This window comes from Streptomyces sp. DSM 116793 (assembly GCF_057320905.1).
The window spans coordinates 6,927,995-6,954,066 of sequence record NZ_CM170494.1 but is presented as its reverse complement, the minus strand read 5'-3'; the positions used below and the strand labels follow the sequence as shown (position 1 = coordinate 6,954,066).

Sequence of the window (26,072 nt, the reverse complement as noted above, 5' to 3'; positions counted from 1 at the left end):
GGCCGGCGTCAGGACGTCAGGGCAGTGCCGGGCGGCGCGCCGCGGGCCGCGGCGGGCGCTGGCAGCGCGGGCAGAAGTAGCTGGAGCGGTTCATCCAGGGCCGGCGGCGCAGCGGCGTGGCACAGCGGCGGCAGGGCTCGGACTCCCGGCCGTAGGCGTCGAGCGAGCGGTCGAAGTAGCCGGACTCGCCGTTCACATGGACGTAGAGGCTGTCGAAGCTGGTGCCGCCCACGGCGAGCGCGGCGTTCATCACATCGCGGACGTGGCCGAGCAGCTCGGCGGTGCGGGGGCGGGTGAAGCCGGCGGTCGGCCGCTCGTAGTGGAGTCCTGCCCGCCAGAGGGCCTCGTCCGCGTAGATGTTGCCCACGCCGCTGATCAGCGACTGGTCGAGCAGCGCCCGTTTGATGGTGCTCCGCCGGCGGCGCAACGCGGCGTGGAAGGCGTCGTCGTCGAAGAGCGGGTCGAGGGGGTCGCGGGCGATGTGCGCGATGACGTCGGGCAGGCCCTCGGGGGTGGTCTCGTGCAGCGAGAGGCCGCCGAAGGTGCGCTGGTCGACGAAGCGGAGCTCGGTGCCCGCGGCTTCTGCGGCGACGGCCGCTTCCGGTGCGCCGGGGACTTCCGTGACACCGCGTGCCTCGGGGACGGGCGTGCCGGCCGGGACGGGCGTGCCGGTCGGGACGGATGTGCCGGCCGGGGTCACCGGGGCCATGGTGTCGGTGAAGCGGATGCGGATGCGGAGATGCTTCTCGTCCGGGGCGTCGTGGGGCTTGACGAGCAGTTGGCCGCTCATGCCGAGGTGGGCGAGGACCGCGAAGGGGGTGTCGTCCAGCGGCAGCCAGAGGTACTTGCCGCGGCGCTGCGGGACGCCGAGGCGTGCCCCCTTGAGGCGGTGGACGAAGTCGTCCGGGCCGGGGGTGTGGCGGCGGGTGGCGCGCGGGTGCAGGACCTCCGCCTCGGTGACGGTGCGGTGGGCCGTCCATCTGGCCAGGCCCCGGCGGACCACCTCGACCTCGGGAAGTTCCGGCATCTTCTTCTCCTCCAGGGGTGGGCCCCGGCCACGGCAGCGCCTTCGGGCCGGCGGCGGTCCGACCTTTCGTCGTGGCCGATCGTGCGGTTCCCCGCGCCCCTGATCGGGGCGCACCCGTACGTGAAGCCGGGGCCCGGCCCACCTCAAGGGGCGCGGGGAACCGCGCGAGCGACCGCCACCGGGCGGTGGTCCGGAGACAACCGACCACCCCCTGCGGACGGTGGCGATCCGACGGTCTCACCGTGCCGGCCGCTCCCCCACTACCTGAAGGACGTGGGAGGTGCCCCCGGTTTCCCGCGCCCCCGGGGACGGGGCAGGCGGGTCACGCGGGGGTCGGGTCCGTCGGTGGGGCCGTGTCGGGGGTCGCGGGAGCCCCGGGGGCCCCGGGGGCCACCCGGGCGTCCGCGGCCTCGCGAATCGCCCGCCAGGCGGCCTCGGCCGCCTGCTGCTCCGCTTCCTTCTTGCTGCGGCCGGTGCCGGTGCCGTACGAGACGCCTCCGACGCGGGCGGCAGCAGTGAAGGTCTTCTCGTGGTCCGGGCCGGTCTCCGTGACCAGGTACTCGGGGACGCCGAGCCCCTCGGTCGCGGTCAGCTCCTGGAGACTGGTCTTCCAGTCCAGGCCCGCGCCCAGATTCGAGGACTTCTCGATCAGCGGGTCGAAGAGCCGGTGCACCAGCTCGGCCGCCGCGTCGAGACCCTGGTCGAGATAGACCGCGCCGATCACCGCTTCCAGGGTGTCGGCGAGGATCGACGCCTTGTCCCTCCCACCGGTCCCCTCCTCGCCCCGGCCCAGCCGGATGAAGGCGCCGAGGTCGAGCCCCCGGCCGACCTCCGCCAGCGCACGCGAGTTCACCACCGCGGCCCGCAGCTTGGCGAGCTGCCCTTCGGGGAGGTCGGGGTGGATCCGGTACAGCGTGTCCGTGACGACGAGGCCGAGCACGGAGTCCCCCAGGAACTCCAGCCGCTCGTTGGTCGGCAGGCCGCCGTTCTCGTATGCGTAGGAGCGGTGGGTCAGCGCACGCACCAGAAGGGCGGACTCCAGGTGGTACCCGAGCCGCCCTTCCAGAAGCGTGTGGGACGAGGCCGTCAGACCGTCCCCGCCGGTGCGGGGCCTGGGATCATCCCCGCTGGAGCGGGGCCTGTTCTTCCTGGCGTCTGGCATCGTGCCCCTCACCAACCGCTCAGACCTCTAGGACCTGGCGCTTGTTGTAGGTGCCGCAAGCGGGGCAGGCGTTGTGCTGCAGCTTGGGCTCGTGGCAGCGCTCGCACGCCACCAGAGTGGGGACCGCAGCCTTCCACTGCGACCGGCGGTGGCGCGTGTTGCTGCGCGACATCTTCCGCTTCGGAACGGCCACGGCTACTTCTCCTGTGTGTCATCCCCGCCGCGGCGGGGCACGTCCTTCTCGCCGTCCTGAACGGTCTCGGCGAGTCCCTGCAGTGCCGCCCAACGGATGTCGACGGCGTCATCGTGGTGGTGGTCCGGATCGTCCGCCAGGCGCGCCCCGCACACGGAGCACAGACCCGGGCAGTCCTCCCGGCACACCGGCTGCATCGGCAGTGCGAGCACCACCGCATCACGCAGCACCGGCTCGAGGTCGATCAGACCGTCCTCGACAAAGAGCCTGTCCTCTTCCTCCTCGTCGTCGACGGCGTCCTCCGGGCGCGCGATGGGGCGCCCGCGTTCGTCGGCGTCGGGATACGAGAACATCTCCTGGAAGTCCGCGTCGAGCGTGAGCTCCAGCGGCTCCAGACACCTTACGCACTCCCCCTCGGCCGTGGCATGGGCGGTGCCCGTCACGAGCACGCCCTCCATGACCGACTCAAGACGGAGGTCGAGCTCCACCTCGGTGCCCTCGGGCACCTCGATGACTCCTCCGATCCCGAAGATCGCGTTTCCGCCCGGTGCTTCGACCGTGCGCGTCAGGCGCTGCATGGCACCGGGACGCCGCCCCAGCTCGTGTGTGTCGAGCACGAGAGGGTTGCGGTGGTCGAGGCGGGCGTTCAGGGCTCTTCCTGCTTTCGGATCTTCGGTGCTTCGCGACCGCCGCGGCGGTCGCCGCGGGTCTGCGGGGTGAGAGGCCGGCCGCACCGCCTGGGATCAGGGCAGCGGACCCGATGAGTGCGAATCTCAGCGAGCGGGCAGCCCGGACCGCGGGCGTACGCGCGACCGAATCGCCAGGATACTGGACCACTTGCGTTCGGCCCAAACCGGTACGGAGGCCGTCAGCCGGGTGCGGCCCCTCCGGCCTCCCGCCTGCGTCCCTCCGAGCAGCCCCGGGGGCACCCGGCCGGCACGCCGGGGGGAGTTCGGCCGCTCCCCGCCCCACCTCCGCGGCGGTCCGGCGGCCCGGCGATCCGGCGATCCGGCGACCTCACGGCCCGGCGGCCCGGGGGCCTGGCGATCCGGCGACCTCGCGGCCCGTGGGCCTGGCGATCCGGCGATCCGGCGGCCCGGCGGCCCGGCGGCCCGGCTACTGCTCGTACCCGCGTGACTGCTGGTACTGCCGCAGCTGCTCCGTGCTGATCATGCTCGTGTCGAAGAGGCTGGTCTCGTCCAGTGCCTGGGCGTCGTCCTGCTGCGGGTCGTAGCCGCCGGCGGGCTGCTGGGCCGGGTCGTAGCCCTGCTGCGGGTGCTGCGGGTAGCCGTACGCGTCCTGCTGCTGGCCGTAGCCGTAGGGGTCCTGCTGACCATAGGCCTGCTGGTAGGCGTAGGCGTCCTGCGGGTAGCCGGCCTGCTGGGTGTAGGCGTCCTGCTGGTAGCCGTACGGGTCCTGCTGGGCGTAGGCCGCGTGGTCGGGGTCCTGCACCTGGTAGGGGTCCGCGACCTGGGCCCCGGCCGCCGCGGGGTCCGCCTGTGCCGCCGCGGTCTGCTCGGCGAGCCGGGCTGCCGCGGCCTGGTGGGGGATGCGCGGCGGCTGCGTGGGCTGCTCCGGGGCCTGCTCGGGGACGACGGCGGGGCGGCCCGCCAGGTCGGCCAGGTAGTCCTCGTCGCTGGTGTGCCGGTTGCCCGGGTCGGTGGAGTCGTCGGCGAGGCTGCCGAGTTCGTCGGTGGCGACCCGGCCGTGCAGCTTCTGCCGGCCCCGGCCGACCGCCTCCAGGGTCTTGGCGAGCACCGCCTCGAACGCGCCGAGCTTCACGTCCACATAGGCGTCGGCCCGCTCCCGCAGGGTGTCGGGGTCCTGGCTGCGCTCCGGGGCCTCGGTGTAGTCCGGGTCCTCGTAACCGTCGTCGTCGAGCCCCGAGCCGGTGCCGAGCAGCTTCTCGCGGCCGCGGCCGACGGAGCCGAGGGTCTTGGTGAGGACGACCTCGAAGTTCGCGAGCTTGGAGTCGACGTAGTCGTCCGCCTCCGCCCTGATCTCCTCGGCCTCCTGGCGCGCCTCGGCGAGGATCCGGTCCGCCTCGGCCTGCGAGCGGCGGGCGATCTCGGTGTCCGAGACCAGCGAGCCGCGCTCGGCGTGCGCCGTCTCGATGATCCGCTCCGCCTCCTGGCGGGCCTGCTCGACGAGCTGCTCGCGATCGCCGATCAGCTCCTGGGCCTGGGCCAGGGAACCGGGCAGGGCCTGCCTGACCTCCTCCAGCATGGCCAGCAGCTCGGCGCGGTTGACCACGCACGAGGCCGACATGGGCATGGACCGGGCGTTGCCGACCACCGCGACGATGTCATCGAGCTTCTTCTGCACGTCCACCGTGTGCTCGCCACTCTCTGTGCTGTGGAGGGGGTCCCTTCGCCCTTGGAAGGGTGCCTTGCGGGGCCCGTGGCCCTGGGCCCCTGCGGGACCCGTGGCCCCGGGGCCGGCCCCGCGCGTGCGGGGCCGCGGCCACGGACCGGCCTTGGACTGCGAACAGACTACGAAACGACTGCACCGACTGTACGTGCACCGACTGTACGGCCAGTCGGCGGACGTCCGGGGGCGAATGACGCGACAGCGGGTGACGGGGCGTCAGGCACCCGTGGCCGGTACCGGGCGCGGGTGGGTGCGCGGCCGTTCACATGCCGCACGACCGCGGTCCCCTCGCGGCCTCCGCCGCGCCCGCTCGCCGCGGCCCGCTCGCGGCGCCCGCTCCGGCGCGCCCGGCCGCCGGTGTCCCTGCCGCAGCCGCTGCGGTCACTCGTGGCGGACCGTCGTGGCCACTCCTGGCGGCACCGTCGTGATCACCTCTGGCGGAACCGTCGTGGTGACTTCTCGCGGCACTGCCGGGATCCTTCTCGCGCAGCCGCCGTGGTCACTTATCGCGCAGCCGCCGCATCAGGGCCTCGGTGACCACGTCGGGCAGCAGGTGGGAGACGTCGCCGCCCCAGGCGGCCACCTCCTTCACCAGCGACGAGGACAGGAAGCTGTATGTGGGGTTGGTGGGCACGAAGAGTGTCTCGACACCCGAGAGGCCGTTGTTCATCTGGGCCATCTGGAGCTCGTAGTCGAAGTCGCTGACCGCGCGCAGGCCCTTGACGATGGCCGGGATGTCGCGCTGCTTGCAGAAGTCGACGAGCAGGCCGTGGAAGGACTCCACCCGGACGTTGCCGAACTCGGCGGTGACCTGGCGGATCAGGTCCATCCGCTCGTCGACGGAGAACAGGCCCTTCTTCGATTTGTTGATCATCACCGCGACGTAGACCTCGTCGTACAGCTTGGAGGCTCGGGCGATGATGTCGAGATGGCCATTGGTGATGGGGTCGAACGACCCCGGACAGACGGCGCGGCGCAACTGAAGTCCCTCGCTCTCCGGTCCGGTCATGGTGCGTGGTGGCGCGTAGAGGCGGCGCGACCGTACCAAAGTGTGCCCTCGCCGTATCGCCGGGACCTGATGGCCGCGAAACCGGCCGGCCACCCGAAGTCCCCGCCTCTGGTGCTGCGCTCCACGGTGACGAGGGCTTCGTCGGCGAGCCACCCTCGGGCCGCGAGTGTGAGCAGAATCTCGCCAAGATCGTCGTCCGGGAGTGCGTAGGGCGGGTCCAGGAAGACGACGTCGTACGGCTGCCCGGGAGGCGGTCCGGCGAGGGCCTGTTCGGCCTTCGCGGCGCGGACCTCGGCGCCCGGCAGGGCGAGGGTGCGGGCGTTCTCGCGCAGGGTGCGCACGGCGCGCGGGTCGGCCTCCACGAGCAGGGCGTGGGCGGCGCCCCGGGACAGCGCCTCCAGGCCGACGGCACCCGACCCGGCGTACAGGTCGGCGACGCGGGCGCCGCCGAGGGTGCCGCGCAGCGACTCCCACGTCGAGAAGAGGCCCTCGCGGGCCCGGTCCGAGGTGGGCCGGGTGCCCTGGCCCGGCGGCACGGCGAGACGGCGTCCGCCGGCGGCACCGGCGATCACGCGGGTCATGTCAGTCCTTGTCGTCCGGTGCGGGACCCCTGGTGGCGGCCCCTGGGTGGCTCTGCCCTCAGTCTCTCAGTTTCCGGGACGCGACCCCTGCCGGTCTTTCCGTTCGGCGTCGCCCCGGCCGGCGCGCGCTCGCCCCCGGGGTTCCCGGGGGCCGCACTCGCGGCTCCGGCCGGCCGCGCCCGTTCCCGCCGCCCATCACGCGCGCCTTCGGCTCCGCCGGCCACTCGCGCCTCCGGCCGCCCCACGCCTGCTCCCGCCGGCCGCCGATGGGCGGTCCGTCGTGGCTGGGCAGGCGGTCAGCCCTTCTCCAGGTACTGTTCGCGTTCCGCGTCGAGCAGGGCCTCCAGGGCCGTGCGCAGGCCGGGGAGGGCGGTGAGGTCGGGGTCGGCGGCGACGACGGCGGCCGCCTCCTCGCGGGCCTCGGCGATGATCTGCTCGTCCTCGATGACGGCGAGCACCCGCAGCGAGGAGCGCACCCCGGACTGCGCCTGGCCGAGCACATCGCCCTCGCGGCGCTGCTCCAGGTCGATGCGGGAGAGCTCGAAGCCGTCCAGGGTGGCGGCGACGGCGTTCAGCCGGGCGCGGGCGTCGCTCGCCTCGGGCATCTCGGTGACCAGCAGGCACAGGCCGGGTGCCGAACCGCGGCCGACCCGGCCGCGCAGCTGGTGGAGCTGGGAGACACCGAAGCGGTCGGCGTCCATGATGACCATCGCGGTGGCGTTCGGGACGTTCACGCCGACCTCGATGACGGTGGTGGCGACCAGGACGTCCGTCTCGCCCGCGGCGAAGCGGCGCATCACCGCGTCCTTCTCGTCGGGCGGCATCCGGCCGTGCAGCGCCTCCACGGCGAGGCCCCGCAGGGGGCCTGCGGCCAGCTGCCCCGTGACGTCCAGGACGGCCAGCGGGGGGCGCTTGTCGGGGTCGGCGGCGCCGTCCGGCAGCTCGTCCGGCGCGGGGGCGGGCGCGGTGGCCTTCGCGCGTGTGGCGGCCTTGGCGGACGGCCCGCCTGTGCCGCCGGACTCCTGGCCGCCCTGGCCGCCCTGGCCGCCCTTGCCGCTCCGGCCGCCGGACGCGGGCGGACCGGCCTGGTCGGCCTGGTCTTCGGCGTCGCCGATCCGGGGGCAGACGACGTACGCCTGGTGGCCGGCCTCGACCTCCTCGCGGACCCGCTCCCAGGCCCGCTGGAGGAAGTGCGGCTTGTCCTGGGCGGGCACGACATGGCTGGCGATGGGCGAGCGGCCGGCGGGGAGCTGGTCGAGGACCGAGGTCTCCAGGTCGCCGAAGACGGTCATGGCGACCGTGCGCGGAATGGGGGTGGCGGTCATGACCAGCAGGTGCGGCGGCTGTTTCCCCTTGCCGCGCAGGGCGTCGCGCTGCTCCACGCCGAACCGGTGCTGCTCGTCGACGACGACCAGGCCCAGGTCGTGGAACTGCACCTTGTCCTCGATGAGCGCATGGGTGCCGATGACGATGCCTGCCTCGCCGGTGGCCAGGTCGAGCAGCGCCTGACGGCGGGCGGCCGCGCCCATCGAGCCGGTCAGCAGCACCACCTTGGTGCCCTGCTCCGCGCCGCCCAGCATGCCTCCCTCGGCCAGCTCCCCCATCATCTCCGTGATGGAGCGGTGGTGCTGCTGGGCGAGGACCTCGGTGGGGGCGAGCATCGCGGCCTGGCCGCCGGCGTCCACCACGGCGAGCATGGCGCGCAGCGCCACCATGGTCTTGCCGGAGCCCACCTCGCCCTGGAGCAGCCGGTGCATGGGGTGCTCGGAGGCGAGGTCGTCGAGGATCTCCCGGGAGACGCGCTGCTGGCCCTCGGTGAGCGTGAACGGCAGCCGGGCGTCGAAGGCGGCCAGCAGGCCCTCCGGCAGCGGCCTGCGGGGCACGGCGGGCAACTGGCTGTCGACGTGCCGCCGGCGGGCCAGGGCCACCTGGAGGACGAAGGCCTCGTCCCACTTCAGGCGGGCACGGGCGTCGGCGATGTCCGCCTTGCTGCCGGGTCGGTGGATCTTGTGCAGCGCCTCGGGGAGCGGGACGAGGCCCCGGCCCTCCTTGAGGCCGGGCGGCAGCGGGTCGGCGGCATCCAGGGCGGCGGGCAGCACCGCGTCGACCGCCTTGGCGATCTTCCAGGACTCCAGCTTGGCGGTGGCCGGGTAGATCGGGATCAGGGCGCCGGCCCAGGAGTCGACGGCCTCGGTGGCGTCGCCGTCGGCCCCGCCGCGCAGCAGCTGGTACGCGGGGTGGGCGAGCTGGAGCCTGCGGTTGAAGACGGAGACCTTGCCGGCGAACATCGCGCGCGTGCCGGGCAGCAGGTCCTTGTGCGGCTTGTGCACGCCACGGCCGAAGAAGACGAGCTGGAGCTGGCCGCTGCCGTCGGTGATGGTGACCTCCAGGCGCTGTCCGCCGCCCGAGCGGAAGGGCAGCACACGGGCGCCGGCCACCTGGGCGACGACCGTGACGTGCTCGTCCAGGGGGAGGTCGGCGAGGCGGGTGAGCTCACCGCGCTCCGCGTAGCGGCGCGGGTAGTGGTGGAGCAGGTCGCCGACGGTGTGCAGGCCGAGGTGCTCGGCCATCACCTTCGCGGTGGCGGGACCGATCACTTTCTTCAGGGGTTCTTCGAGCGCGGGCACGATTCCATTGGACACCACGGCACCGACAGAGCGGGGACTCGACGGCGGGGTGCGCCGTCGAGTCGGGGGAGCGGTGTCCCTCTGCGGTGGGGGCTTCCGCGGTGGCGGAGGTTCCCGCGGCGGCGGCGGGTGCGGGGCGGACGTGTCCTGCTCGGGCCGCCCCTGCGGGGCGCGGTGCCTTGGCGGAGGCCTGCGGCCTCCCCCGGGAGGTGCCGCTTTCGGTCGGTGGCGACGCGGGGGCTTCGTCGTGGCCGGGCGCGCAGTTCCCCGCGCCCCTGCCAGGGCCCACCGCGCACGGAAGCACTCCCCGCGCCGCACGGAAGCACTCCCCGCGCCCTGCGCTCGGGGTGGGCCTACTCCACTCCGATGAAGAGGAGGGGGGTCCGGTGGCCGCCGTGGTAGAGAGCGGTGTCCACGGCCAGGTGGGAGTCGCGTACCCGTGCTTCGAGGCGCTGGGCGACGGCGTCGGGGAATCCCTCGGAGAGGACCAGCGTGACCATCTCGCCGCCCGAGGACAGCATCCGGTCGAGGACCGCGGCGGCGGTGGTCTCCGGGTCGGGGCCGATCACGGCCACGTCCCCGTCGATCAGGCCCAGGACGTCCCCGGCCTGGCAGACCCCTGCCGTGGTCCAGGACTGGCGCTCCGCGACGGTCAGCTCGGCGAAGCGCGTGGAGCGGGCGGCCGAGGTCATGGCGACCACGTCCTCGTCGAAGCGCCGGTCCGGCTCGTGCACGGCGAGCGCGGCGATGCCCTGCACGGCGGCCCGGGTGGGGATGACGGCGACGCGTATGCCCGCCGTCCGTACCTCTTCCGCGGCGGCGGCCGCGGTGTGCCGCAGCGCGTCGTCGTTCGGGAGCAGCACCACCTCGCCGGCGCCCGCCCGGCGGATGGCGGCCACCAGTTCACCACTGGCGGGCGGCTCCCCGGGGCGCGCCAGCACCGTGGTGGCGCCGGCCGCGGTGCACAGCTCGCCCAGGCCCTCGCCGGGCACCACGGCCACCACGGCCCGCCGGGCCTGCCCGCGCCGGGCCGGGTCGGCGGGCGCGGGGGCCGTATGGACGTCGCCCGCGCCGAAGTGGGTGATGCGGATCCGGTACGGCCGGCCGGCCTCCACGCCCGCCTCCACGGCCGCGCCGGCGTCGTCCACGTGAACGTGGACGTTCCACAGGCCGTCCCCGCCGACCACCACCAGCGAGTCCCCCAGGCCGTCGAGCCTGGCCCGCAGGCGCTGCACGGCGGCGTCGCCGGCCTCCAGGAGGTAGATCACCTCGTAGGCGGGGCCTGTGGTGCGGCCGGCGGACGCGGTCCCGCCGGCCGGTGCCGCACACGGCTCAGGGATGCCGGCCACCTCCGGGAGACCCGCCGTCCCCGGGAGGCCTGATGCCGCTGGGAGGCCTGATGCCCCGGGGAGACCTCCCGTCCCCGAGAGGCCCGCCGCCGCCGGGACGCCTCCCGCCCCCGGGACACCCGCCATGGGGCCCGACGCCGCCGGGAGACCCGCCGTCCTGTCCGCGTCCCCGTCCGTCCGGCCCGCGGGGTGCCCGGTCGTCCGGCCCGCGGGCCGGACGCGGGGCTGGGCTCCGGGCGCCGGGGCGGAGCCGGCGCAGACCTCGGCGAGCGCCGCCAGGACCACCACGAGGCCCCGGCCGCCCGCGTCGACGACGCCCGCGCGGCCAAGAGGCGCGAGTTGCCCAGGGGTGGCGTCCAGTGCGGTGCACGCGCCGGCGTGGGCCGCGTGCGCCACCGCGCCGCAGTCTCCGACGGCCCGCTCCGCCGCCTCGGCCGCCGCCGTCGCCACGGTCAGCACGGTGCCCTCCACGGGGCGTGCGACGGCCGTGTAGGCGGACTCCGCCGCGCGCCGCAGGGCGCGCCTCAGCTGATCGGCACCGCCCGTGCCTCCGCTCGCCGGAGGGTCGCCGTGCTGCCCCGCGAGCACCTGGGCCATGCCGCGCAGCAACTGCGCCAGGATCGTGCCCGAGTTGCCGCGGGCGCCGATGAGCGCGCCGTGCGCCATGGCGCGGACCGCCTCGGCCAGGGTCGGCCGCTGCGGTTCGAGACCGGCGAAGGAGGCCTCGACGGCCCGTGCCGCGGACTCCACCGTCAGATAGAGGTTGGTTCCGGTGTCGCCGTCGGCCACCGGATAGACGTTGATCGCGTCGATCTCCTCGCGGGAGCGCCCCAGGGCATCCAGTGCGAGCGTGCACCACGCGCGCACGGCGTCGGCGTCCAGGGCCCGAGGGCCGCCCGCGGGAGGGCGCGCGAGCCGCGCGGCGGGCACGACCGGTTCCTCCGGCCCGCCCGGCTCGGCGCGAAACGGCTCGCCGTGCGCTGCTCGGCGCCGTTCGTCGTGCCCTGCGCGGCGCGGACCGTCGTGCCCTGCGCGGCGCGGCTCGCCGTGCGCTGCTCGACACGGCTCGTCATGCGCTGGGCCAGGCGCCTCCCCCGGCTCGCCACCACGCCGTTCACCCGGCTCCGTGCCACACCGTTCACCCGGCTCCGTGCCAGGCGGTTCACCCGGCTCCGTGCGAGGCTCGTCCGGCTCTGCGCGGGGCGGCTGCTGCGGCGGCTGCGTCGGCTGCGTCGGAATCGCCTCCTTGAGCTGCTGGGCTGTGGGGGTGCCTCCCGGGGGCCCGGGACGCACTGGGTGAGCCCGGTACGCACTGGGTGAGCAGCGTAGACCCCGGTGGGGGGCGGGCATGCGCAGGGACGGGAGCCGGGCGGGCTGGGCGGAAGAGGGAAAGCTCCGGGTGGGCGGGAGGAAGTGCCTGGGCCGGCGGAGCGAGGGGCGCGCCGGCCCGCGCCGGGTGGGCGGCGGGACGGGGCCCGGGTCACCCGTGGTAGTTTCGTTGTACGGAAGCAGGCGTTGTATGCTGCTCCGGTTGCCCGATACCCGTCGGGCCTCTTCCCTGGCAGAGCCACTCGATCTCAGATCCCGGCATGCCGGGATCCACCGTACGTGCATCTGAAGTCTTTGGAGTGACCCGTGGCTGCCAACTGCGACGTCTGCGGCAAGGGGCCGGGCTTCGGCAACAGCATCTCCCACTCGCACCGCCGCACGCCCCGTCGCTGGAACCCCAACATCCAGCGCGTGCGTGCCGTGGTCGGCGGGACGCCGAAGCGGCTCAATGTCTGCACCTCGTGCATCAAGGCCGGCAAGGTCTCGCGCTGACGCACCTCCCCCGCGCGCTCGACGGGCAGGGGAGGACCTTGGCGCGGCCACCTCGCTGGTTGCTGCGGAGCCGGTCCGCCTTCGGGTGGGCCGGCTTTTGTGCGCCCTGAGAAGCCCCGCCCGACCCTCTCCGGATCATGCGACCCTGCCGGGCGCGGGCGGCGGGCGGCATCACGTATCGGGGGCCTCCCCGGGCCCCGTCGTCCGGGGCGTCCTGAACCGCCAGCCGTGGTCGACGGGTCCGATGCCGCCGCCCAGCGGGAAGCCGGCGGCGATCGCGCCGGTGACGTACTCCTTCGCGGCCGCCGCCGCGTCCGGCACCGTCCGGCCCATCGCCAGTTCGGCGGCGAGGGCGGAGGCGAGGGTGCAGCCGGTGCCGTGCGTGTGCCGGTTGGGGTGGCGGGGGGCGCGCAGCCAGTGCTCCTCGCTGCCGTCGGTGAGCAGGTCCACGGCCTCCGCGGCGTCCGCGGCGCCGGCCCCTCCCTCCCCCGTGAGGTGACCGCCCTTGACGAGCACCCAGCGGGGGCCGAACGCGAGGACGGCGTCGGCGGCGCCGCGCATCGCCCGGCGGGAGTCGACGCGTATGCCGGTGAGTTGGGCCACCTCGTCGAGGTTGGGGGTGGCGACCGTCGCCGTGGGCAGCAGCTTGGTGCGCACGGCGTCCAGCGCGGAGGCGGCAAGCAGCGGGTCGCCGTGCTTGGAGACGCCGACGGGGTCGACGACGACGGGGGCGTCGGTGGCCGCGAGGAGATCGGCGACGGTCTCCACCAACGGCGCGGAGGCGAGCATGCCGGTCTTGACGGCCTGCACGCCGATGTCGTCGACGACGCTGCGGTACTGCGCGCGCACCGCCTCCACCGGCAGCTCCCAGGCGCCTTGGACGCCGAGGGAGTTCTGCGCGGTGACGGCGGCGATCACGCTCATGCCGTGCACGCCGAGCGCCAGCATCGTCTTCAGGTCGGCCTGGATGCCCGCGCCGCCCCCGGAGTCGGAGCCCGCGACGGTCAGCACCCGTGGTGGAGCCATGGCATTCCCCAGTCGTCGTGTCGGAAGCGTCGGATGTCCGGCCCGCCGGTGCGGCACCCGCCCGCACAGCGGCCCGGCGCGGCACCCGACCGCACGCCGGCCCGGCGTTGCCCCGCCCGCACGGCCGGCCCGCCGCGGCACCCGACCGCACCGCCCGCCGGCCCCGCCCGGCCAGGCGGGGCAACGGCGCGATCGGGCCGGCGATCAGCCCTCGATGTCCGCGAAGTGGTCGAAGCCGCTCCTGCTGGTCCACGGCGCGCCGTCGACGGTCACCTGCGGCAGGGCCGAGGGACCGCGCACCTCGCCGATCACCTTCCAGCGTGCGGGCAGCTTCACGTCCGGCGGGAAGGTGGCCACGATCGCATGGTCCTCTCCCCCGGTGAGCACCCAGTGCAGCGGGTCCACGCCGACGGCCTGGCCGATGTCGTTCATCTGGGAGGGTACGTCGATGGCGCCGGAGCGGATGTCGATCCTGACCTTGCTGGCCTCGGCGATGTGCCCGAGGTCGGCGACCAGTCCGTCGCTGACGTCGGTCATCGCGGTGGCGCCGAGCCCGGCGGCCGCGGGGCCGGCGTGGTAGGGGGGCTCAGGCCTGCGGTGCGCCTCCACGAAGGCGCGCGGTGAGCGGAAGCCGCGGGAGAGCACCGCGTACCCCGCCGCGGACCAGCCGAGCCAGCCGGTCACCGCGACCAGGTCGCCGGGTTGGGCGCCGGCCCTGGTGACGGGCTCGTGGTTGCGCAGGTCGCCGAGGGCGGTGATCGCGACGGTGATGGTGTCGCCGCGCGCCACGTCCCCGCCGACCACGGCGGCGCCGGCCACCTGGCACTCGTCGCGCAGGCCGTCCATCAGCTCGCTCGCCCAGGTGGCGGGCAGCTCGGCGGGCACGACGAGGCCGAGCAGCAGCGCGGTCGGCACGGCGCCCATCGCGGCGATGTCCGCGAGGTTCTGTGCCGCGGACTTCCGCCCGACGTCGTAGGCCGTGGACCAGTCGCGGCGGAAGTGCCGCCCCTCCAGGAGGACGTCACAGCTCGCCACGACCCTGCGGTCGGGTGCGGCGACCACCGCGGCGTCGTCGCCCGGCCCCAGCCGGACCGCCGGGGTGGTGGTGAGCCGGGAGGTGAGCTCTCTGATGAGCCCGAACTCCCCAAGCTCGCCCACGCTTCCCTTCATTGTGGTGTTGCCCCTTCCGCGCCGGTCTCTCTGCGATTGTGCCTGCGGTCGCTCCGGGACTGCGCGGCGGGTGGCCGGGAACGGGTGTCCACGGCCCGCCGGGCCGCCGCCCGCACCCGTACCGAGGTGTGTCATGCCGCCCGCTCCGGGGCCGCCCGGTGTGCGCCACGGTTCCCCCGGGTCTCCCCGTGGTGAGCGGCGACGCGATACCGTGGCGTCCCTTTCTTCCCCATGATCCCCGTGGCCGCCCTGGAGGTTCCGTGGTACAGGCGTACATCCTGATCCAGACGGAGGTCGGCAAGGCCTCGGCCGTCGCCGAGATAGTCGGCAAGGTCCCCGGCGTGCTCCAGGCCGAGGACGTGACGGGGCCCTATGACGTGATCGTCCGCGCACAGGCCGACACCGTCGACGAGCTGGGCCGCATCGTGGTCGCCAAGATCCAGCAGGTGGACGGGATCACCCGCACGCTGACCTGCCCGGTCGTCCATCTGTAGCCCCCGTCTACTCTTGGCCGGTGCACCTCTTCCGTCACCGGCGCGACCGCGCCGTCCGGCCGCCCGTCCTCGCCCTGCTGCTCGCCGTGCTCGCCGCCGCAGGGTGCACCTCAACGGACGAGGCGGCGACGGTGGCGGTTCCCTCCCCGGCGGCTGAAGCCGCCTCCTACTGCCATCGGCTGCACCGGCAGCTTCCCCGGCACGTCGACGGCCTCGGCCGGAACGATCCGCGGCCACGGTCCACGCTGACCGCGGGGTGGGGCGATCCGGCGATCATACTGCGCTGCGGTGTCCCCCGGCCCGCGGCGATGGACGCCGTGCCGCCCGACGGCTCCTCGTCGGACGACGCTGGTCCCGACGGTGTCGAGGTGGACGGCGTCGGCTGGCTCTCCGAGCCGCAGAAGGACGGTTCGTACCGGTTCACCACGACCCTGCGCAAGGCGTATGTCGAGGTGATCCTGCCCGAGCAGCGCACACAGGACGGTCTGGCGCCGCTCACCGACCTCGCGGCACCGGTGAGGCGGACCATCCCGCAGGGCATCGCCGACTGACCCCGGAGCCGGCGGATCCGCGACCCCGGTGCCCAGCACCGGGAACCCGGTGCCCTCACCGGGAGCCCGGGAGCCGACGGCGACCGGAAGCCCCGGGGCAGGCGGCAATCGGAAACCTCGGGCAACCGGAAACGCCCGGGCAACCGGACATCCCGAGCAGCCTGGAACGCCCGGGCGACCGAAGACCCCGCCGCCGGCCGCACCCGCTACCGCAGCCCCGTGGACCGCCGGAGCGCCGCCTGCACCAGACGGTCCACCAGCTCGGCGTAGCTGACGCCGCTCTCCTGCCACATCCGCGGGTACATGGAGATGGGGGTGAAGCCGGGCATGGTGTTGATCTCGTTGATCACGAACTCCCCGTCCTCGGTGAGGAAGAAGTCCGCACGCACCAGGCCCTCGCAGGAGACGGCCTCGAAGGCGGCGACCGCGAGACGCTGCACCTCGGCGGTCTGCTCGGGGGTCAGCGGGGCGGGCACCAGGCCCGGCGCGGCGTCGATGTACTTCGCCTCGAAGTCGTAGAACTCGTGGGACTGCGCCGGCGGGATCTCGGCCGGCACGCTGGCGCGCGGCCCGTCCTCGAACTCCAGCACCCCGCACTCGATCTCGCGGCCCCGCAGCAGCGACTCGACGAGGACCTTCGGGTCGTGCCGCCTGGCCTCGGCGAGCGCCTCGTCGAGACCGTCGAACGACTCGACCTTGGTGATGCCGATCGACGAGCCGGCCCTGGCCGGCTTCACGAACAGCGGCCAGCCGTGCTCACCCGCGAAGTCGGCGATCCGCTTGCGCGCCGCGCTCTCGTCCCGCTCCCACTCGCGCGGGCGGATCACCAGGTAGGGGCCGACGGGCAGCCCGAAGGAGGCGAACACCCGCTTCATGTAGTCCTTGTCCTGGCCCACGGCGGAGGCCAGCACGCCCGAGCCCACGTACGGCGTCCCGGAGAGCTCCAGCAGGCCCTGCAGCGTGCCGTCCTCCCCGTAGGGGCCGTGCAGCACGGGGAAGACGACGTCGACGTCGCCGAGCGCCTTGGGCACGGCCCCCGGCTCGGTGTAGACGACCTCGCGGTTGCCGGGGTCCACCGGCAGCACCACGCCGCCCTCGGTGGACTCGGCGAGTTCCGCGACGGTGGGCACGCGGCGGTCGGCGATGGCCATCCGCTCGGGTTCGTCGGCGGTCAGCGCCCAGCGTCCGTCCGTCGTGATGCCGATGGGCAGGACGTCGTACTTCGTACGGTCGATGGCCCGCAGCACGGCACCCGCGGTGACGACCGAGATGCCGTGCTCGGAGCTGCGCCCGCCGAACACGACGGCAACGCGCGGCTTGCGGATCTCGTGGCTCTGGGGGGAGGTCTCGCTGCTCATATCGCGATGAGGGTACCCGGTGGGGGCTGATCGCCGAAGGACGCGCCTCGCATACAAGCCCGTCCGGCGTTCGAGGACGAGCCCGAAGGGCGATCAAGGGGTCCGGGGGGTGCCCCCCGGAAAAACGCTCAGCTCCGCTCGGGCTTGGCGCTGCGCGCCATCAGCTCCTTGAGGGCGACGACAGGCGGCTTCCCCTCGTGCACGATGCCGACGACCGTCTCGGTGATCGGCATGTCCACCCCGTACCTGCGGGCCAGATCGAGGACGGACTCGCAGGACTTGACCCCCTCCGCGGTCTGCCTGGTGACCGCGATGGTCTCCTGAAGGGTCATGCCCCTGCCGAGGTTGGTGCCGAAGGTGTGGTTGCGGGAGAGCGGCGAGGAGCAGGTGGCGACCAGGTCGCCGAGCCCGGCGAGCCCCGAGAACGTCATCGGGTCCGCGCCCATGGCGAGGCCGAGCCGGGTGGTCTCGGCGAGGCCGCGGGTGATCAGCGAGCCCTTGGCGTTGTCACCGAGCCCCATGCCGTCCGCGATGCCGACCGCGAGACCGATCACGTTCTTGACCGCGCCGCCCAGCTCGCAGCCGGTGACGTCGGTGTTGGTGTACGGACGGAAGTACGGCGTGTGGCAGGCGGCCTGGATACGCCGGGCCACCGCCTCGTCACGGCAGGCGACCACCGCGGCCGCCGGCATCCGGGCGGCGATCTCCCGCGCCAGGTTGGGTCCCGTGACGACCGCGATGCGCTCCTCCCCGACCTTCGCCACGTCCTGGATGACCTCGCTCATCCGCATCGCGGAACCCAGCTCGACGCCCTTCATCAGGGAGACGAGCACGGTGTCCGGGGCGAGCAGCGACGTCCAGGAGGCGAGGTTGTCGCGCAGCGTCTGCGAGGGCACGCAGAGGAAAGCGAGGTCGGCACCGGCCGCGGCCTCGGCGGGGTCCACGGTGGCGCGCACGGTCCTGGGGAGTTCGGTGCCGGGCAGGTAGTCCGGGTTGGTGCGGGTGGAGTTGACGGCGTCCACGACGTCGGCGCGGCGGGCCCACAGCGTGACCTCGCAGCCGGCGTCGGCGAGCACGACCGCGAAGGCGGTGCCCCAGGATCCGGTGCCGAAGACGGCCGCCCGGACCGGCCCGGCGGGACGGGCGGGGGCACCGGGGGCGGTCGCGGCGGCGGGGGGCGGGACGGGGTCGCTCACTTGCCGGCCTCCGGTGTGCCGTTCCCGGTGCCGCGGGCCGCGGCGGACCTGCGGCGCTGCTCGATGCGGACCTGCCGGGGGTCATAGCGCTTCGCGGGCGCCTTCTCGCCGCGCAGCACCTCCAGCTGGGCGGTGATGGCGTCCATGATGACCTCGGTGGCCTCCTTGAGGAGGTCGGGGGTCAGGTCCTTGCCGTAGAAGCGGGACAGGTCGACCGGTGGTCCGGCGAGCACGTGGTGGGTCTTGCGGGGCAGCAGGTCCGGCTTCTTGGCGTACGGCGGCAGCAGCAGGTTGGCGCCCCACTGGGCGACGGGGATCACCGGGCACCTGGTCTCCAGGGCAACGCGGGCGGCGCCCGTCTTGCCGGTCATCGGCCACTGGTCCGGGTCGCGGGTGAGGGTGCCCTCGGGGTAGAAGGCCACGCACTCGCCGCGCCGCACGGCGTCGATCGCGGCACGGAACGCGCTGAGCGCGTCGGTGCTCTCGCGGTAGACGGGAATCTGCCCGGTGCCGCGCATCACGGCCCCCACGAATCCCTTCTTGAAAAGCCCGTGCTTGGCGAGGAAACGCGGAACGCGACCGGTGTTGTACTGAAAGTGGGCGTAGGCGAACGGGTCCACATGCGAATTGTGGTTCACCACGGTGATAAATCCGCCGTCAGCCGGAATGTTCTCCATTCCACGCCAGTCACGCTTGATCAGCACCACCAGCGGCGGTTTGCAGATGACTGCCGCAAGGCGGTACCAGAAGCCGATTCTGCGGCGGGACACGCGTGCACCTTCCGTTAGGGGCCTGAGGTCGCACAAGTGTCGCCCCAGGCCGCCGGTCTGTCGAGGACACGGTACGCCCGGGTGTTTTCCCGCACCCGGCACCCCGGCCCGGTTCGCTTACCCACCCGGGCGCGGCTCAGTCCTGCCCGGGGGGTGACAATGGGCGCGACGCGAAGGGACGGAACTCGGTGCACTGGACCCTGGTCATTCCGCTGAAACCGCTGGTGCGGGCCAAGAGCAGGCTCTCCGACACCGCGGGCGACGGTGTCAGGCCCGGCCTCGCGCTGGCCTTCGCGCAGGACACCGTGGCGGCCGCGCTCGGCTGTCCGCGTGTCGGCGGTGTGGCGGTCGTCACCGACGACGCCCGGGCGGGCCGCGAGCTGGCCGCGCTGGGCGCCCGGATCGTGCCGGACCAGCCGGGGGCCGGGCTGAACGCCGCTCTGGCGCACGGTACGGCCGTGGTGCGGGCGCGCCGCCCCGACGCCGCCGTGGCGGCCCTCAACGCCGACCTGCCGGCGCTGCGGTCCGCCGAACTGGCCCGGGTGCTCGCGGCCGCCGGCGAGTTCCCGCGGGCGTTCCTCCCGGACGCCGCCGGGGTCGGCACCACCCTGCTGTCCGCGGCGCCCGGCGCGCCGCTGCGACCCGCCTTCGGAACCGCGTCGCGGGCGCGGCATGCCGCCTCCGGTGCGGTGGAACTGACGCTGGCCGGAGTCGACTCGGTCCGCCAGGACGTGGACACCGGCGAGGACCTGCGGGCCGCCCTGACACTCGGGGTGGGCCCGCGCACCGCCGCGGCCGCGGGCCGGCTGCTCATCGCGGACTCGACCTGCGATGTATCAACAGGTGGGACGTGATGTACCGAGGACTGGTCTCCGGCAGCGCCGGCGGCCCCGGCTCGCCGTCCCGCCGGGCGCCCGGGTGTGGGCGGCGGGCGTCTCACCTAAGCTGCCCCTATGCAGGCGACCGCGTACACCTACGACCCCGAGACCCGCAGCGGCAGCGTGCTGCTCGACGACGGCACGCCGGTGCGGTTCGACGCGGCCGCCTTCGACGCGGGGGCCTTGCGGCTGCTGCGGCCGGGGCAGCGGGTCCGGATCGAGGCCGCCGAGGCGGGCGACGGCGCTCTGCGCATCACGCTGATCACCCTCGCGACTCTGTGATGCCCGCCCCGGCTGCCGCGGGGGCCGCGGGGGCCGCGGGGACGGGGTACCTCGCACGCCTTCGTGGCAGTGGGCAGTGACCGGCCCGCCACCGGCCGGTGGTCCGGCGACGACCGGGACCGGCCCCCTTGGGACGGTGACGATCCGACGGTCTCGTCGGAGCCGGGCGCGCATTCCCCGCGCCCCTGGAGACGGACCGGGGCGCAGCCCGGACCGAGGTCTTCGGGGCGCTGAACACCGCGGGCCGGGCTCCCCGAGGGAGTCCGGCCCGGCGCGCGTGCCCGTGGTGACCCGAGGCCCTACCTCCTACGGGCCGTGGCCTTCTTGGCGGTGGTCGTGCGTCCCGCCGACTTCTTGGCCGGCGCCTTCTTGGCCGTCGCCTTCCTCGCCGGCGCGGACTTGCGCGCCGTCGCCTTCTTCGCGGTCGACTTCTTCGCCGGAGTCGCCTTCTTGGCCGTGGTCTTCGCCGGGGCCTTCTTCGCGGGCGCGGCCTTCTTCGCCGTCGTCTTCTTCGCGGGCGCGGCCTTCTTCGCCGTGGTCCGTTTCGCGGGAGCCGCCTTGGCGGTGGTCTTCGCCGTGGCCTTCTTCGTGGTGGCCTTGGCGGTCGCCCTGGTGCCACCCGACAGGCTGCCCTTGGGCGCCTTCTTGACGGCGACCTCTCCCTTCGGGAGCTTCTTGGAGCCGCTCACCAGGTCCTTGAAACCCTGCCCCGCGCGGAAGCGGGGCACCGAGGTCTTCTTGACCCTCACGCGTTCCCCGGTCTGCGGGTTGCGGGCGTAGCGGGCGGGCCGGTCGACCTTCTCGAACGACCCGAAGCCGGTGACCGAAATCCGCTCTCCGCCGACCACCGCACGGACGATGGCGTCCAGAACGGCGTCGACGGCGTCGGCCGCCTGCTGACGCCCGCCCATCTTGTCGGCAATCGCTTCTACGAGCTGCGCCTTGTTCACGTCTTCCCCTTCGGAGACATCGCCAGAACGAATCTGTTCAAGCCTTTTCGCACGTTAGGCAGATATATACCGCAAATCAAACACGAAACGGCCTAATCACCCTTGTGCCGCAATGAGTCCCGACCGTCTGCGACTTCCCGGCCGGCCCCGGCGGCCCGACGCTCAGACGTCCTCGGGGAATCGGCCCTCGTCGAGGTCTGCGTTCAGTTGTTCCAGACGCCTTGCGGCTTCGGCGAGATCGTGCTTGGCCGCGGCCGTGATGACCAGCAGCTTCCGGGTCAGCGCCATCCGTACGCCCTCCGGGACTTGCAGTGCGCGCACCCTGTCGTGCGCGATCTTGAGCTGGTCCGCGACGACGCCGTAGAGCCCGAGTTGGTCATCGCGATCCATGCACCGATTGTGCCATCTGGGGCGAGTTGTCGCCTGCCCGGGGCGCAACTCCTGGGGGCCGGACGGGTTCCGGCGCCGCGCCCCCAGGGCCCGCCGGCGCGCCGGAGCGCGGCGCCCCGCCGGGCCGACTCCCCTGCCGGGCACCGGAGTTGACCGCCGGGCCGGCGCCGCCCGGAGCGGCGCCCGGACCGGGAAAAGTACGCACACGGATGTACCCCCAACCGTGCACGGTAGGGGGTACATCGAGGCCTTGCGAGGACCGTCGGACGGTGTGTCCGCGGTCCGGGGCCGGGCGTGGCGCCCGCGGGCCGGGGGTGCGGCCGGCCGGCGCCGTCAGAGCTGCAGCGTGCGCGGCTTGAACGACGGCCGTCCGGCCTCGTAGGACGCGATCTGGTCCTCGTTGCGCAGGGTGATGCTGATGTCGTCCAGGCCGTTCAGCAGCCGCCAGCGGGCGTTCTCGTCGAGCTCGAAGTCGGCGGTGACGCCCTCGGCGCGCACCTGGCGGTCCTGGAGGTCCACGGTGACCTCGGCCGTCGGGTCGGCCTCGGTCAGGGCCCACAGCGCGTCCACGACCTTCTGGTCGAGAACCACGGTGAGCAGGCCGTTCTTGAGCGAGTTGCCGCGGAAGATGTCGGCGAACCGGGACGAGATCACGGCCTTGAAGCCGTAGTTCTGCAGTGCCCACACGGCGTGTTCACGGGATGACCCGGTGCCGAAGTCGGGGCCTGCGACCAGCACGGTCGCACCCTGCCGCTCGGGCTTGTTCAGGATGAACTCGGGGTCCTTGCGCCAGGCCTCGAAGAGCCCGTCCTCGAACCCGTCCCGGGTGACCTTCTTGAGCCAGTGGGCGGGGATGATCTGGTCGGTGTCGACGTTGCTGCGGCGCAGCGGGACGGCCCGGCCGGTGTGGGTGGTGAAGGCTTCCATGGTCTTCCTCCGGAGTTCTGCGGACGTCTGCGAACGCCCGCGGACGGTCTGTGCCCGCGGACGTTCCGCGGCCCGCGGGTGCCGTGCCGCGCCGGCCGGTGTCCCGGCGCGCGGCGAGAGCCGGCCCCCGCGGGGCGCCGCGGCTGGTCAGACGGCCGCGGGCGCGGTGACGTCGGTGTCGGACAGGTCGGCGGGTGCGGCCAGGTGGCCGAGGACCGCGGTGGCCGCGGCGACCTGCGGCGATACCAGGTGGGTCCGGCCGCCCTTGCCCTGGCGGCCCTCGAAGTTGCGGTTGGAGGTGGACGCGGAGCGCTCACCGGGAGCCAGTTGGTCGGGGTTCATGCCCAGGCACATGGAACATCCCGCGTGCCGCCACTCGGCGCCGGCCTCCTTGAACACCGTGTCCAGGCCCTCGTCCACGGCCTGCAGGCCCACCCGTGCGGAGCCCGGCACGACCAGCATCCGTACCCCGTCGGCGACTTTGCGGCCCCGCACGACCTCGGCCGCGGCCCGCAGGTCCTCGATCCGGCCGTTGGTGCAGGAGCCCACGAAGACGGTGTCGACCTTGATCTCGCGCAGCGGCTGCCCCGCGGACAACCCCATGTACTCCAGCGCCTTTTCCGCGGCCAGGCGCTCCGAGGGGTCCTCGTACGAAGCGGGATCGGGGACCCGCTCCGACAGCGGCAGGCCCTGCCCCGGGTTGGTGCCCCAGGTCACATAGGGGGCGAGGGTGCTCGCGTCGATGACCACCTCGGCGTCGAAGACGGCGTCGTCGTCGGTGCGCAGCGTCTTCCAGTAGGCGACCGCGGCGTCCCAGTCCTCGCCCTCGGGGGCGTGCGGGCGGCCCTTGAGGTACGCGAACGTGGTCTCGTCGGGCGCGATCATGCCCGCGCGGGCGCCGGCCTCGATGGACATGTTGCAGATGGTCATCCGGGCCTCCATCGAGAGCTTCTCGATGGCGGAGCCGCGGTACTCCAGGACGTAGCCCTGGCCGCCGCCGGTGCCGATCCTCGCGATGATGGCGAGGATCAGGTCCTTGGCCGTGACCCCCTCGGGGAGTTCGCCCTCGACCGTGATGGCCATGGTCTTGGGGCGGGCCATCGGCAGCGTCTGGGTGGCCAGCACGTGCTCGACCTGGGAGGTGCCGATGCCGAAGGCCAGGGCGCCGAACGCGCCGTGGGTGGAGGTGTGGGAGTCGCCGCAGACCACGGTGGTGCCGGGCTGGGTCAGCCCGAGCTGGGGCCCCACGACGTGCACGACGCCCTGCTCGACGTCGCCCAGCGGGTGCAGCCGTACGCCGAACTCGGCGCAGTTCTTGCGCAGCGTCTCCAGCTGGGTGCGGGAGACCGGGTCCGCGATGGGCTTGTCGATGTCGAGGGTCGGGGTGTTGTGGTCCTCGGTCGCGATGGTGAGGTCCCTGCGGCGCACCTGGCGGCCGTTCTTCCGCAGCCCGTCGAAGGCCTGGGGGCTGGTGACCTCGTGGATCAGATGCAGATCGATGAAGAGAAGGTCGGGCTCGCCCTCGGCGCGCCGGACGACGTGATCGTCCCAGACCTTCTCCGCGAGTGTCCTACCCATCGCTTTCCCTCCGGCCGGCGTCATCGACCGGCACAACTAGAGACATGGACGCCGTCGCCCGTCCGCATGGACGCGCTGCCACCCCGGGACGTGCCGGGCATCGGCGGTGTACCGGTGTACAGGCCGTTATCGGTGTACGGACCGGTGTCCTACAGAGTGGCAAGTTCCCGGCAAAATTGAACTTGCGTTTCACAGAGTGAGACGCGAGTATCGTTTCATGGACAACTCTAGCGGCGTCGGCGTTCTGGACAAGGCGGCTCTTGTCCTGAGCGCCCTGGAGTCCGGTCCGGCCACCCTCGCGGGCCTGGTCTCGGCCACCGGACTGGCACGGCCCACGGCGCACCGGCTCGCCGTGGCGCTGGAACACCATCGGATGGTGGCGCGGGACATGCAGGGCCGGTTCATCCTGGGCCCGCGCCTTGCGGAGCTGGCCGCGGCGGCCGGCGAGGACCGCCTGCTGGCCACGGCCGGCCCCGTGCTCACGCATCTGCGGGATGTGACGGGCGAGAGCGCGCAGCTCTACCGCCGCCAGGGCGACATGCGGATCTGCGTGGCGGCGGCCGAGCGCCTGTCGGGCCTGCGGGACACGGTCCCGGTGGGGTCGACGCTCACCATGAAGGCGGGCTCGTCCGCACAGATCCTGATGGCCTGGGAGGAGCCGGAGCGGCTGCACCGCGGCCTGCAGGGGGCGCGTTTCACGGCCACCGCGCTGTCCGGCGTGCGCCGCAGGGGCTGGGCGCAGTCGATCGGCGAGCGGGAGCCCGGGGTGGCGTCGGTGTCGGCCCCGGTGCGCGGGCCCTCGAACCGCGTGGTGGCCGCGGTGTCGGTCTCCGGGCCGATCGAGCGGCTGACCCGGCACCCGGGGCGGATGCACGCCCAGGCGGTGATCGACGCCGCGGCACGGCTCACCGAGGCGCTGCGCCGGGCCGGCTGAGCGGGCCGCCCTGCCGACGGTGGCCTCACCCGCCGAAGGTGACCTTCCCCTGTGACCTCAGTCACTGAGCGGGCTGGGCGGCCTCAACGCCGCGGCAGCCCTCCCCGCTCCCGAGCACACAGCGCGCTGCCGAGCCCACAGCGCGACGGTGGACCGCACAAGGCCCGAACGCACAGAAGGCCCCCCGCCACTGCGGAGAGCCATCGAACGGAACCTGCTGGTACCCCCGACCGGATTCGAACCGGCGCTACCGCCTTGAGAGGGCGGCGTGCTAGGCCGCTACACAACGGGGGCCTTGGCGATCCCACCCGGCGGGCCGGGTGCTGTCACCGTGCACCGATGGGAGCTACCCGGTCGGACCACGGGATGGATCTGTACCCCCGACCGGATTCGAACCGGCGCTACTGCCTTGAGAGGGCAGCGTGCTAGGCCGCTACACAACGGGGGCTTTGCAGATGAGCTCTGCGAGCTGGCCTACCAGGACTCGAACCTAGACTAACTGAACCAGAATCAGTCGTGCTGCCAATTACACCATAGGCCACCAGAACACAACCCCCAGATGAGGCTTCTGTTCGGCTTGCGCTTACGGGGCCCGGGCTCTTGCCCGTTTCCCTCGGCGCAGGAAGAACATTACCCGAAGGTGGACGGCGCTCCAAAACGGGTATCGGCGTTGAGCACGGCCGGGAGCTCGGCGAGGCTTGTGATGCGGCGTACACCCTCCGGCACCGCCCGGTTGCCGCCGGTCCTGTCCAGCCAGATTCCGAGCAGGCCGGCGTCGTGGGCGCCGCGGGCGTCGATCTCGGGCTGATCGCCCACGTAGGCGACCTCGGCGGGTTCCAGGCCGAGCACCGCGCAGGCCGCCAGGAAGGCCCCGGCCTCCGGCTTGGAGACGCCCAGCTCCGCGGCGCACAGCAACGCCTCGAAGCGGTCCCGTATACCGAGCGTGCGCAGCTTGCGTTCCTGGGGCCGGGCGGCGGAATTCGACAGCACGGCGTGCCGGTGGGTGCGGCCGAGGGCGTCGAGGGCGGGCACGGTGTCGGGGAAGAGCGCCCAGGCGGCCTCGTAGTGCGTGAGGTAGCGGCCGAACCAGCGGTCGGCCTCGGCGTCGTCCAGCGCCGCGGCGGCCAGGAACTCCCGCACCCGGTCCCGCCGCTGCGCCAGGAAGTCGACCTCGCCGGCCGAGAACCGCGCCCAGTGCCGGCCGGTGATCGCCCGCCACAGCTCCAGCGCGTCCTCCGCGCTCCCGTACCGCTCCAGCAGGCCCTCGGCGACCAGGTGCGCGCGCATGCCCGCGGTGTCGGCGCCCGCGTAGTCGAAGATCGTGTCGTCCACGTCCCAGACGACGGCTTTGATGGTCCGGTGCGTATGACCGCCATTCATGCGGTCAGCTTAGCGACGGGGCCGCGCCCCCGTGGGGGCGCGGAGAACG

At 73.6% G+C, this 26,072-nt stretch carries 25 protein-coding genes and 3 tRNA genes; 6 read left to right on the top strand and 22 right to left on the bottom strand.

The window, feature by feature from the left end:
- Positions 1-16: 16 nt before the first annotated feature.
- The 9 genes from ACSMXW_RS27370 to ACSMXW_RS27330 all read right to left on the bottom strand — a co-directional run bounded on the left by ACSMXW_RS27370 (position 17) and on the right by ACSMXW_RS27330 (position 11,248).
- Complete coding sequence (locus ACSMXW_RS27370; RefSeq protein ID WP_485800126.1) at positions 17-1,027, bottom strand: Fpg/Nei family DNA glycosylase; 1,011 nt, start codon at positions 1,025-1,027, stop codon at positions 17-19.
- A 322-nt stretch (positions 1,028-1,349) separates the two neighbouring features.
- Positions 1,350-2,189: a ribonuclease III gene (gene rnc, locus ACSMXW_RS27365; RefSeq protein WP_485800124.1), complete on the bottom strand. Its 840-nt coding sequence runs from the start codon at positions 2,187-2,189 to the stop codon at positions 1,350-1,352.
- Positions 2,190-2,208: 19 nt separating this feature from the next.
- A complete protein-coding gene (gene rpmF / locus ACSMXW_RS27360; RefSeq protein WP_189937336.1) occupies positions 2,209-2,382 on the bottom strand; it encodes a 50S ribosomal protein L32 in 174 nt (57 codons plus the stop codon).
- A 2-nt stretch (positions 2,383-2,384) separates the two neighbouring features.
- On the bottom strand, positions 2,385-3,032 hold the full coding sequence (locus ACSMXW_RS27355) for a YceD family protein (protein WP_485808351.1): 648 nt from the start codon (positions 3,030-3,032) through the stop codon (positions 2,385-2,387).
- Positions 3,033-3,498: 466 nt separating this feature from the next.
- The gene (locus ACSMXW_RS27350) at positions 3,499-4,713 is read right to left on the bottom strand and encodes an ATP synthase F0 subunit B (protein WP_485800122.1); all 1,215 of its coding nucleotides are present in this window, start codon (positions 4,711-4,713) and stop codon (positions 3,499-3,501) included.
- A gap of 538 nt (positions 4,714-5,251) precedes the next feature.
- Positions 5,252-5,731, bottom strand: a complete 480-nt coding sequence (gene coaD / locus ACSMXW_RS27345; RefSeq protein ID WP_485808349.1) for a pantetheine-phosphate adenylyltransferase — start codon at positions 5,729-5,731, stop codon at positions 5,252-5,254.
- A 26-nt stretch (positions 5,732-5,757) separates the two neighbouring features.
- A complete protein-coding gene (gene rsmD / locus ACSMXW_RS27340) occupies positions 5,758-6,342 on the bottom strand; it encodes a 16S rRNA (guanine(966)-N(2))-methyltransferase RsmD (RefSeq protein ID WP_485800120.1) in 585 nt (194 codons plus the stop codon).
- A 296-nt stretch (positions 6,343-6,638) separates the two neighbouring features.
- Positions 6,639-8,972 carry an ATP-dependent DNA helicase RecG gene (recG, locus tag ACSMXW_RS27335; RefSeq protein ID WP_485808347.1) on the bottom strand — a complete coding sequence of 778 codons (2,334 nt, stop codon included), beginning with the start codon at positions 8,970-8,972 and terminating at the stop codon, positions 6,639-6,641.
- A 350-nt stretch (positions 8,973-9,322) separates the two neighbouring features.
- The gene (locus tag ACSMXW_RS27330; RefSeq protein ID WP_485800119.1) at positions 9,323-11,248 is read right to left on the bottom strand and encodes a DAK2 domain-containing protein; all 1,926 of its coding nucleotides are present in this window, start codon (positions 11,246-11,248) and stop codon (positions 9,323-9,325) included.
- A 705-nt stretch (positions 11,249-11,953) separates the two neighbouring features.
- Between ACSMXW_RS27330 and rpmB the strand changes: the two genes are divergently transcribed.
- Entirely contained in the window at positions 11,954-12,139 is a 186-nt protein-coding gene (rpmB, locus tag ACSMXW_RS27325; RefSeq protein WP_189937345.1) for a 50S ribosomal protein L28, read from the top strand.
- Positions 12,140-12,310: 171 nt separating this feature from the next.
- On the opposite strand, the gene thiD is transcribed toward rpmB, so the two are convergent.
- Positions 12,311-13,165, bottom strand: coding sequence for a bifunctional hydroxymethylpyrimidine kinase/phosphomethylpyrimidine kinase (thiD, locus tag ACSMXW_RS27320; RefSeq protein ID WP_485800117.1), 855 nt, complete (start codon positions 13,163-13,165; stop codon positions 12,311-12,313).
- A gap of 204 nt (positions 13,166-13,369) precedes the next feature.
- A complete protein-coding gene (locus tag ACSMXW_RS27315; protein ID WP_485800115.1) occupies positions 13,370-14,335 on the bottom strand; it encodes a thiamine-phosphate kinase in 966 nt (321 codons plus the stop codon).
- 260 nt (positions 14,336-14,595) lie between these two features.
- Between ACSMXW_RS27315 and ACSMXW_RS27310 the strand changes: the two genes are divergently transcribed.
- Both ACSMXW_RS27310 and ACSMXW_RS27305 read left to right on the top strand, forming a co-directional pair.
- Entirely contained in the window at positions 14,596-14,829 is a 234-nt protein-coding gene (locus tag ACSMXW_RS27310; protein WP_485800113.1) for an Lrp/AsnC family transcriptional regulator, read from the top strand.
- Between the two features lie 20 nt (positions 14,830-14,849).
- Positions 14,850-15,380, top strand: coding sequence for a DUF3515 domain-containing protein (locus tag ACSMXW_RS27305; RefSeq protein ID WP_485800112.1), 531 nt, complete (start codon positions 14,850-14,852; stop codon positions 15,378-15,380).
- A 206-nt stretch (positions 15,381-15,586) separates the two neighbouring features.
- On the opposite strand, the gene ACSMXW_RS27300 is transcribed toward ACSMXW_RS27305, so the two are convergent.
- The 3 genes from ACSMXW_RS27300 to ACSMXW_RS27290 all read right to left on the bottom strand — a co-directional run bounded on the left by ACSMXW_RS27300 (position 15,587) and on the right by ACSMXW_RS27290 (position 18,704).
- Entirely contained in the window at positions 15,587-16,738 is a 1,152-nt protein-coding gene (locus ACSMXW_RS27300; RefSeq protein ID WP_485800110.1) for a D-alanine--D-alanine ligase family protein, read from the bottom strand.
- 128 nt (positions 16,739-16,866) lie between these two features.
- Positions 16,867-17,934 (bottom strand): NAD(P)H-dependent glycerol-3-phosphate dehydrogenase, encoded by a 1,068-nt coding sequence (locus ACSMXW_RS27295; RefSeq protein ID WP_485800108.1) that lies wholly within the window; start codon positions 17,932-17,934, stop codon positions 16,867-16,869.
- Complete coding sequence (locus tag ACSMXW_RS27290; RefSeq protein WP_485800106.1) at positions 17,931-18,704, bottom strand: lysophospholipid acyltransferase family protein; 774 nt, start codon at positions 18,702-18,704, stop codon at positions 17,931-17,933. Before ACSMXW_RS27290 ends, ACSMXW_RS27295 begins: the two co-directional genes overlap by 4 nt.
- 188 nt (positions 18,705-18,892) lie before the next feature.
- On the opposite strand from ACSMXW_RS27290, the gene cofC reads away from it, so the two are divergent.
- Both cofC and ACSMXW_RS27280 read left to right on the top strand, forming a co-directional pair.
- On the top strand, positions 18,893-19,558 hold the full coding sequence (cofC, locus tag ACSMXW_RS27285) for a 2-phospho-L-lactate guanylyltransferase (protein ID WP_485800104.1): 666 nt from the start codon (positions 18,893-18,895) through the stop codon (positions 19,556-19,558).
- 99 nt (positions 19,559-19,657) lie between these two features.
- Positions 19,658-19,864, top strand: a complete 207-nt coding sequence (locus tag ACSMXW_RS27280; protein WP_485800102.1) for a hypothetical protein — start codon at positions 19,658-19,660, stop codon at positions 19,862-19,864.
- Between the two features lie 299 nt (positions 19,865-20,163).
- Here ACSMXW_RS27280 and ACSMXW_RS27275 read toward each other — a convergent pair whose 3' ends face one another.
- From ACSMXW_RS27275 to leuC, 4 genes are all read right to left on the bottom strand, one after another.
- Positions 20,164-20,814, bottom strand: a complete 651-nt coding sequence (locus tag ACSMXW_RS27275) for an HU family DNA-binding protein (RefSeq protein ID WP_485800100.1) — start codon at positions 20,812-20,814, stop codon at positions 20,164-20,166.
- Positions 20,815-20,976: 162 nt separating this feature from the next.
- Entirely contained in the window at positions 20,977-21,204 is a 228-nt protein-coding gene (locus ACSMXW_RS27270; RefSeq protein WP_485800098.1) for an SCO5555 family protein, read from the bottom strand.
- Between the two features lie 333 nt (positions 21,205-21,537).
- Positions 21,538-22,131 (bottom strand): 3-isopropylmalate dehydratase small subunit, encoded by a 594-nt coding sequence (gene leuD, locus ACSMXW_RS27265; protein ID WP_485800097.1) that lies wholly within the window; start codon positions 22,129-22,131, stop codon positions 21,538-21,540.
- A gap of 147 nt (positions 22,132-22,278) precedes the next feature.
- Positions 22,279-23,709, bottom strand: a complete 1,431-nt coding sequence (gene leuC / locus ACSMXW_RS27260; protein ID WP_485800095.1) for a 3-isopropylmalate dehydratase large subunit — start codon at positions 23,707-23,709, stop codon at positions 22,279-22,281.
- A 217-nt stretch (positions 23,710-23,926) separates the two neighbouring features.
- On the opposite strand from leuC, the gene ndgR reads away from it, so the two are divergent.
- Complete coding sequence (gene ndgR / locus ACSMXW_RS27255) at positions 23,927-24,643, top strand: IclR family transcriptional regulator NdgR (RefSeq protein ID WP_485800093.1); 717 nt, start codon at positions 23,927-23,929, stop codon at positions 24,641-24,643.
- A gap of 218 nt (positions 24,644-24,861) precedes the next feature.
- Here the strand turns inward: ndgR and ACSMXW_RS27250 are convergent.
- The 4 genes from ACSMXW_RS27250 to ACSMXW_RS27235 all read right to left on the bottom strand — a co-directional run bounded on the left by ACSMXW_RS27250 (position 24,862) and on the right by ACSMXW_RS27235 (position 26,023).
- Positions 24,862-24,937: transfer RNA gene (locus ACSMXW_RS27250), tRNA-Glu, on the bottom strand.
- Positions 24,938-25,018: 81 nt separating this feature from the next.
- Positions 25,019-25,091 (bottom strand) — tRNA-Glu (locus ACSMXW_RS27245).
- Between the two features lie 21 nt (positions 25,092-25,112).
- Positions 25,113-25,184: transfer RNA gene (locus tag ACSMXW_RS27240), tRNA-Gln, on the bottom strand.
- Positions 25,185-25,273: 89 nt separating this feature from the next.
- Complete coding sequence (locus tag ACSMXW_RS27235) at positions 25,274-26,023, bottom strand: HAD family hydrolase (RefSeq protein WP_485800092.1); 750 nt, start codon at positions 26,021-26,023, stop codon at positions 25,274-25,276.
- Positions 26,024-26,072 lie beyond the last annotated feature (49 nt).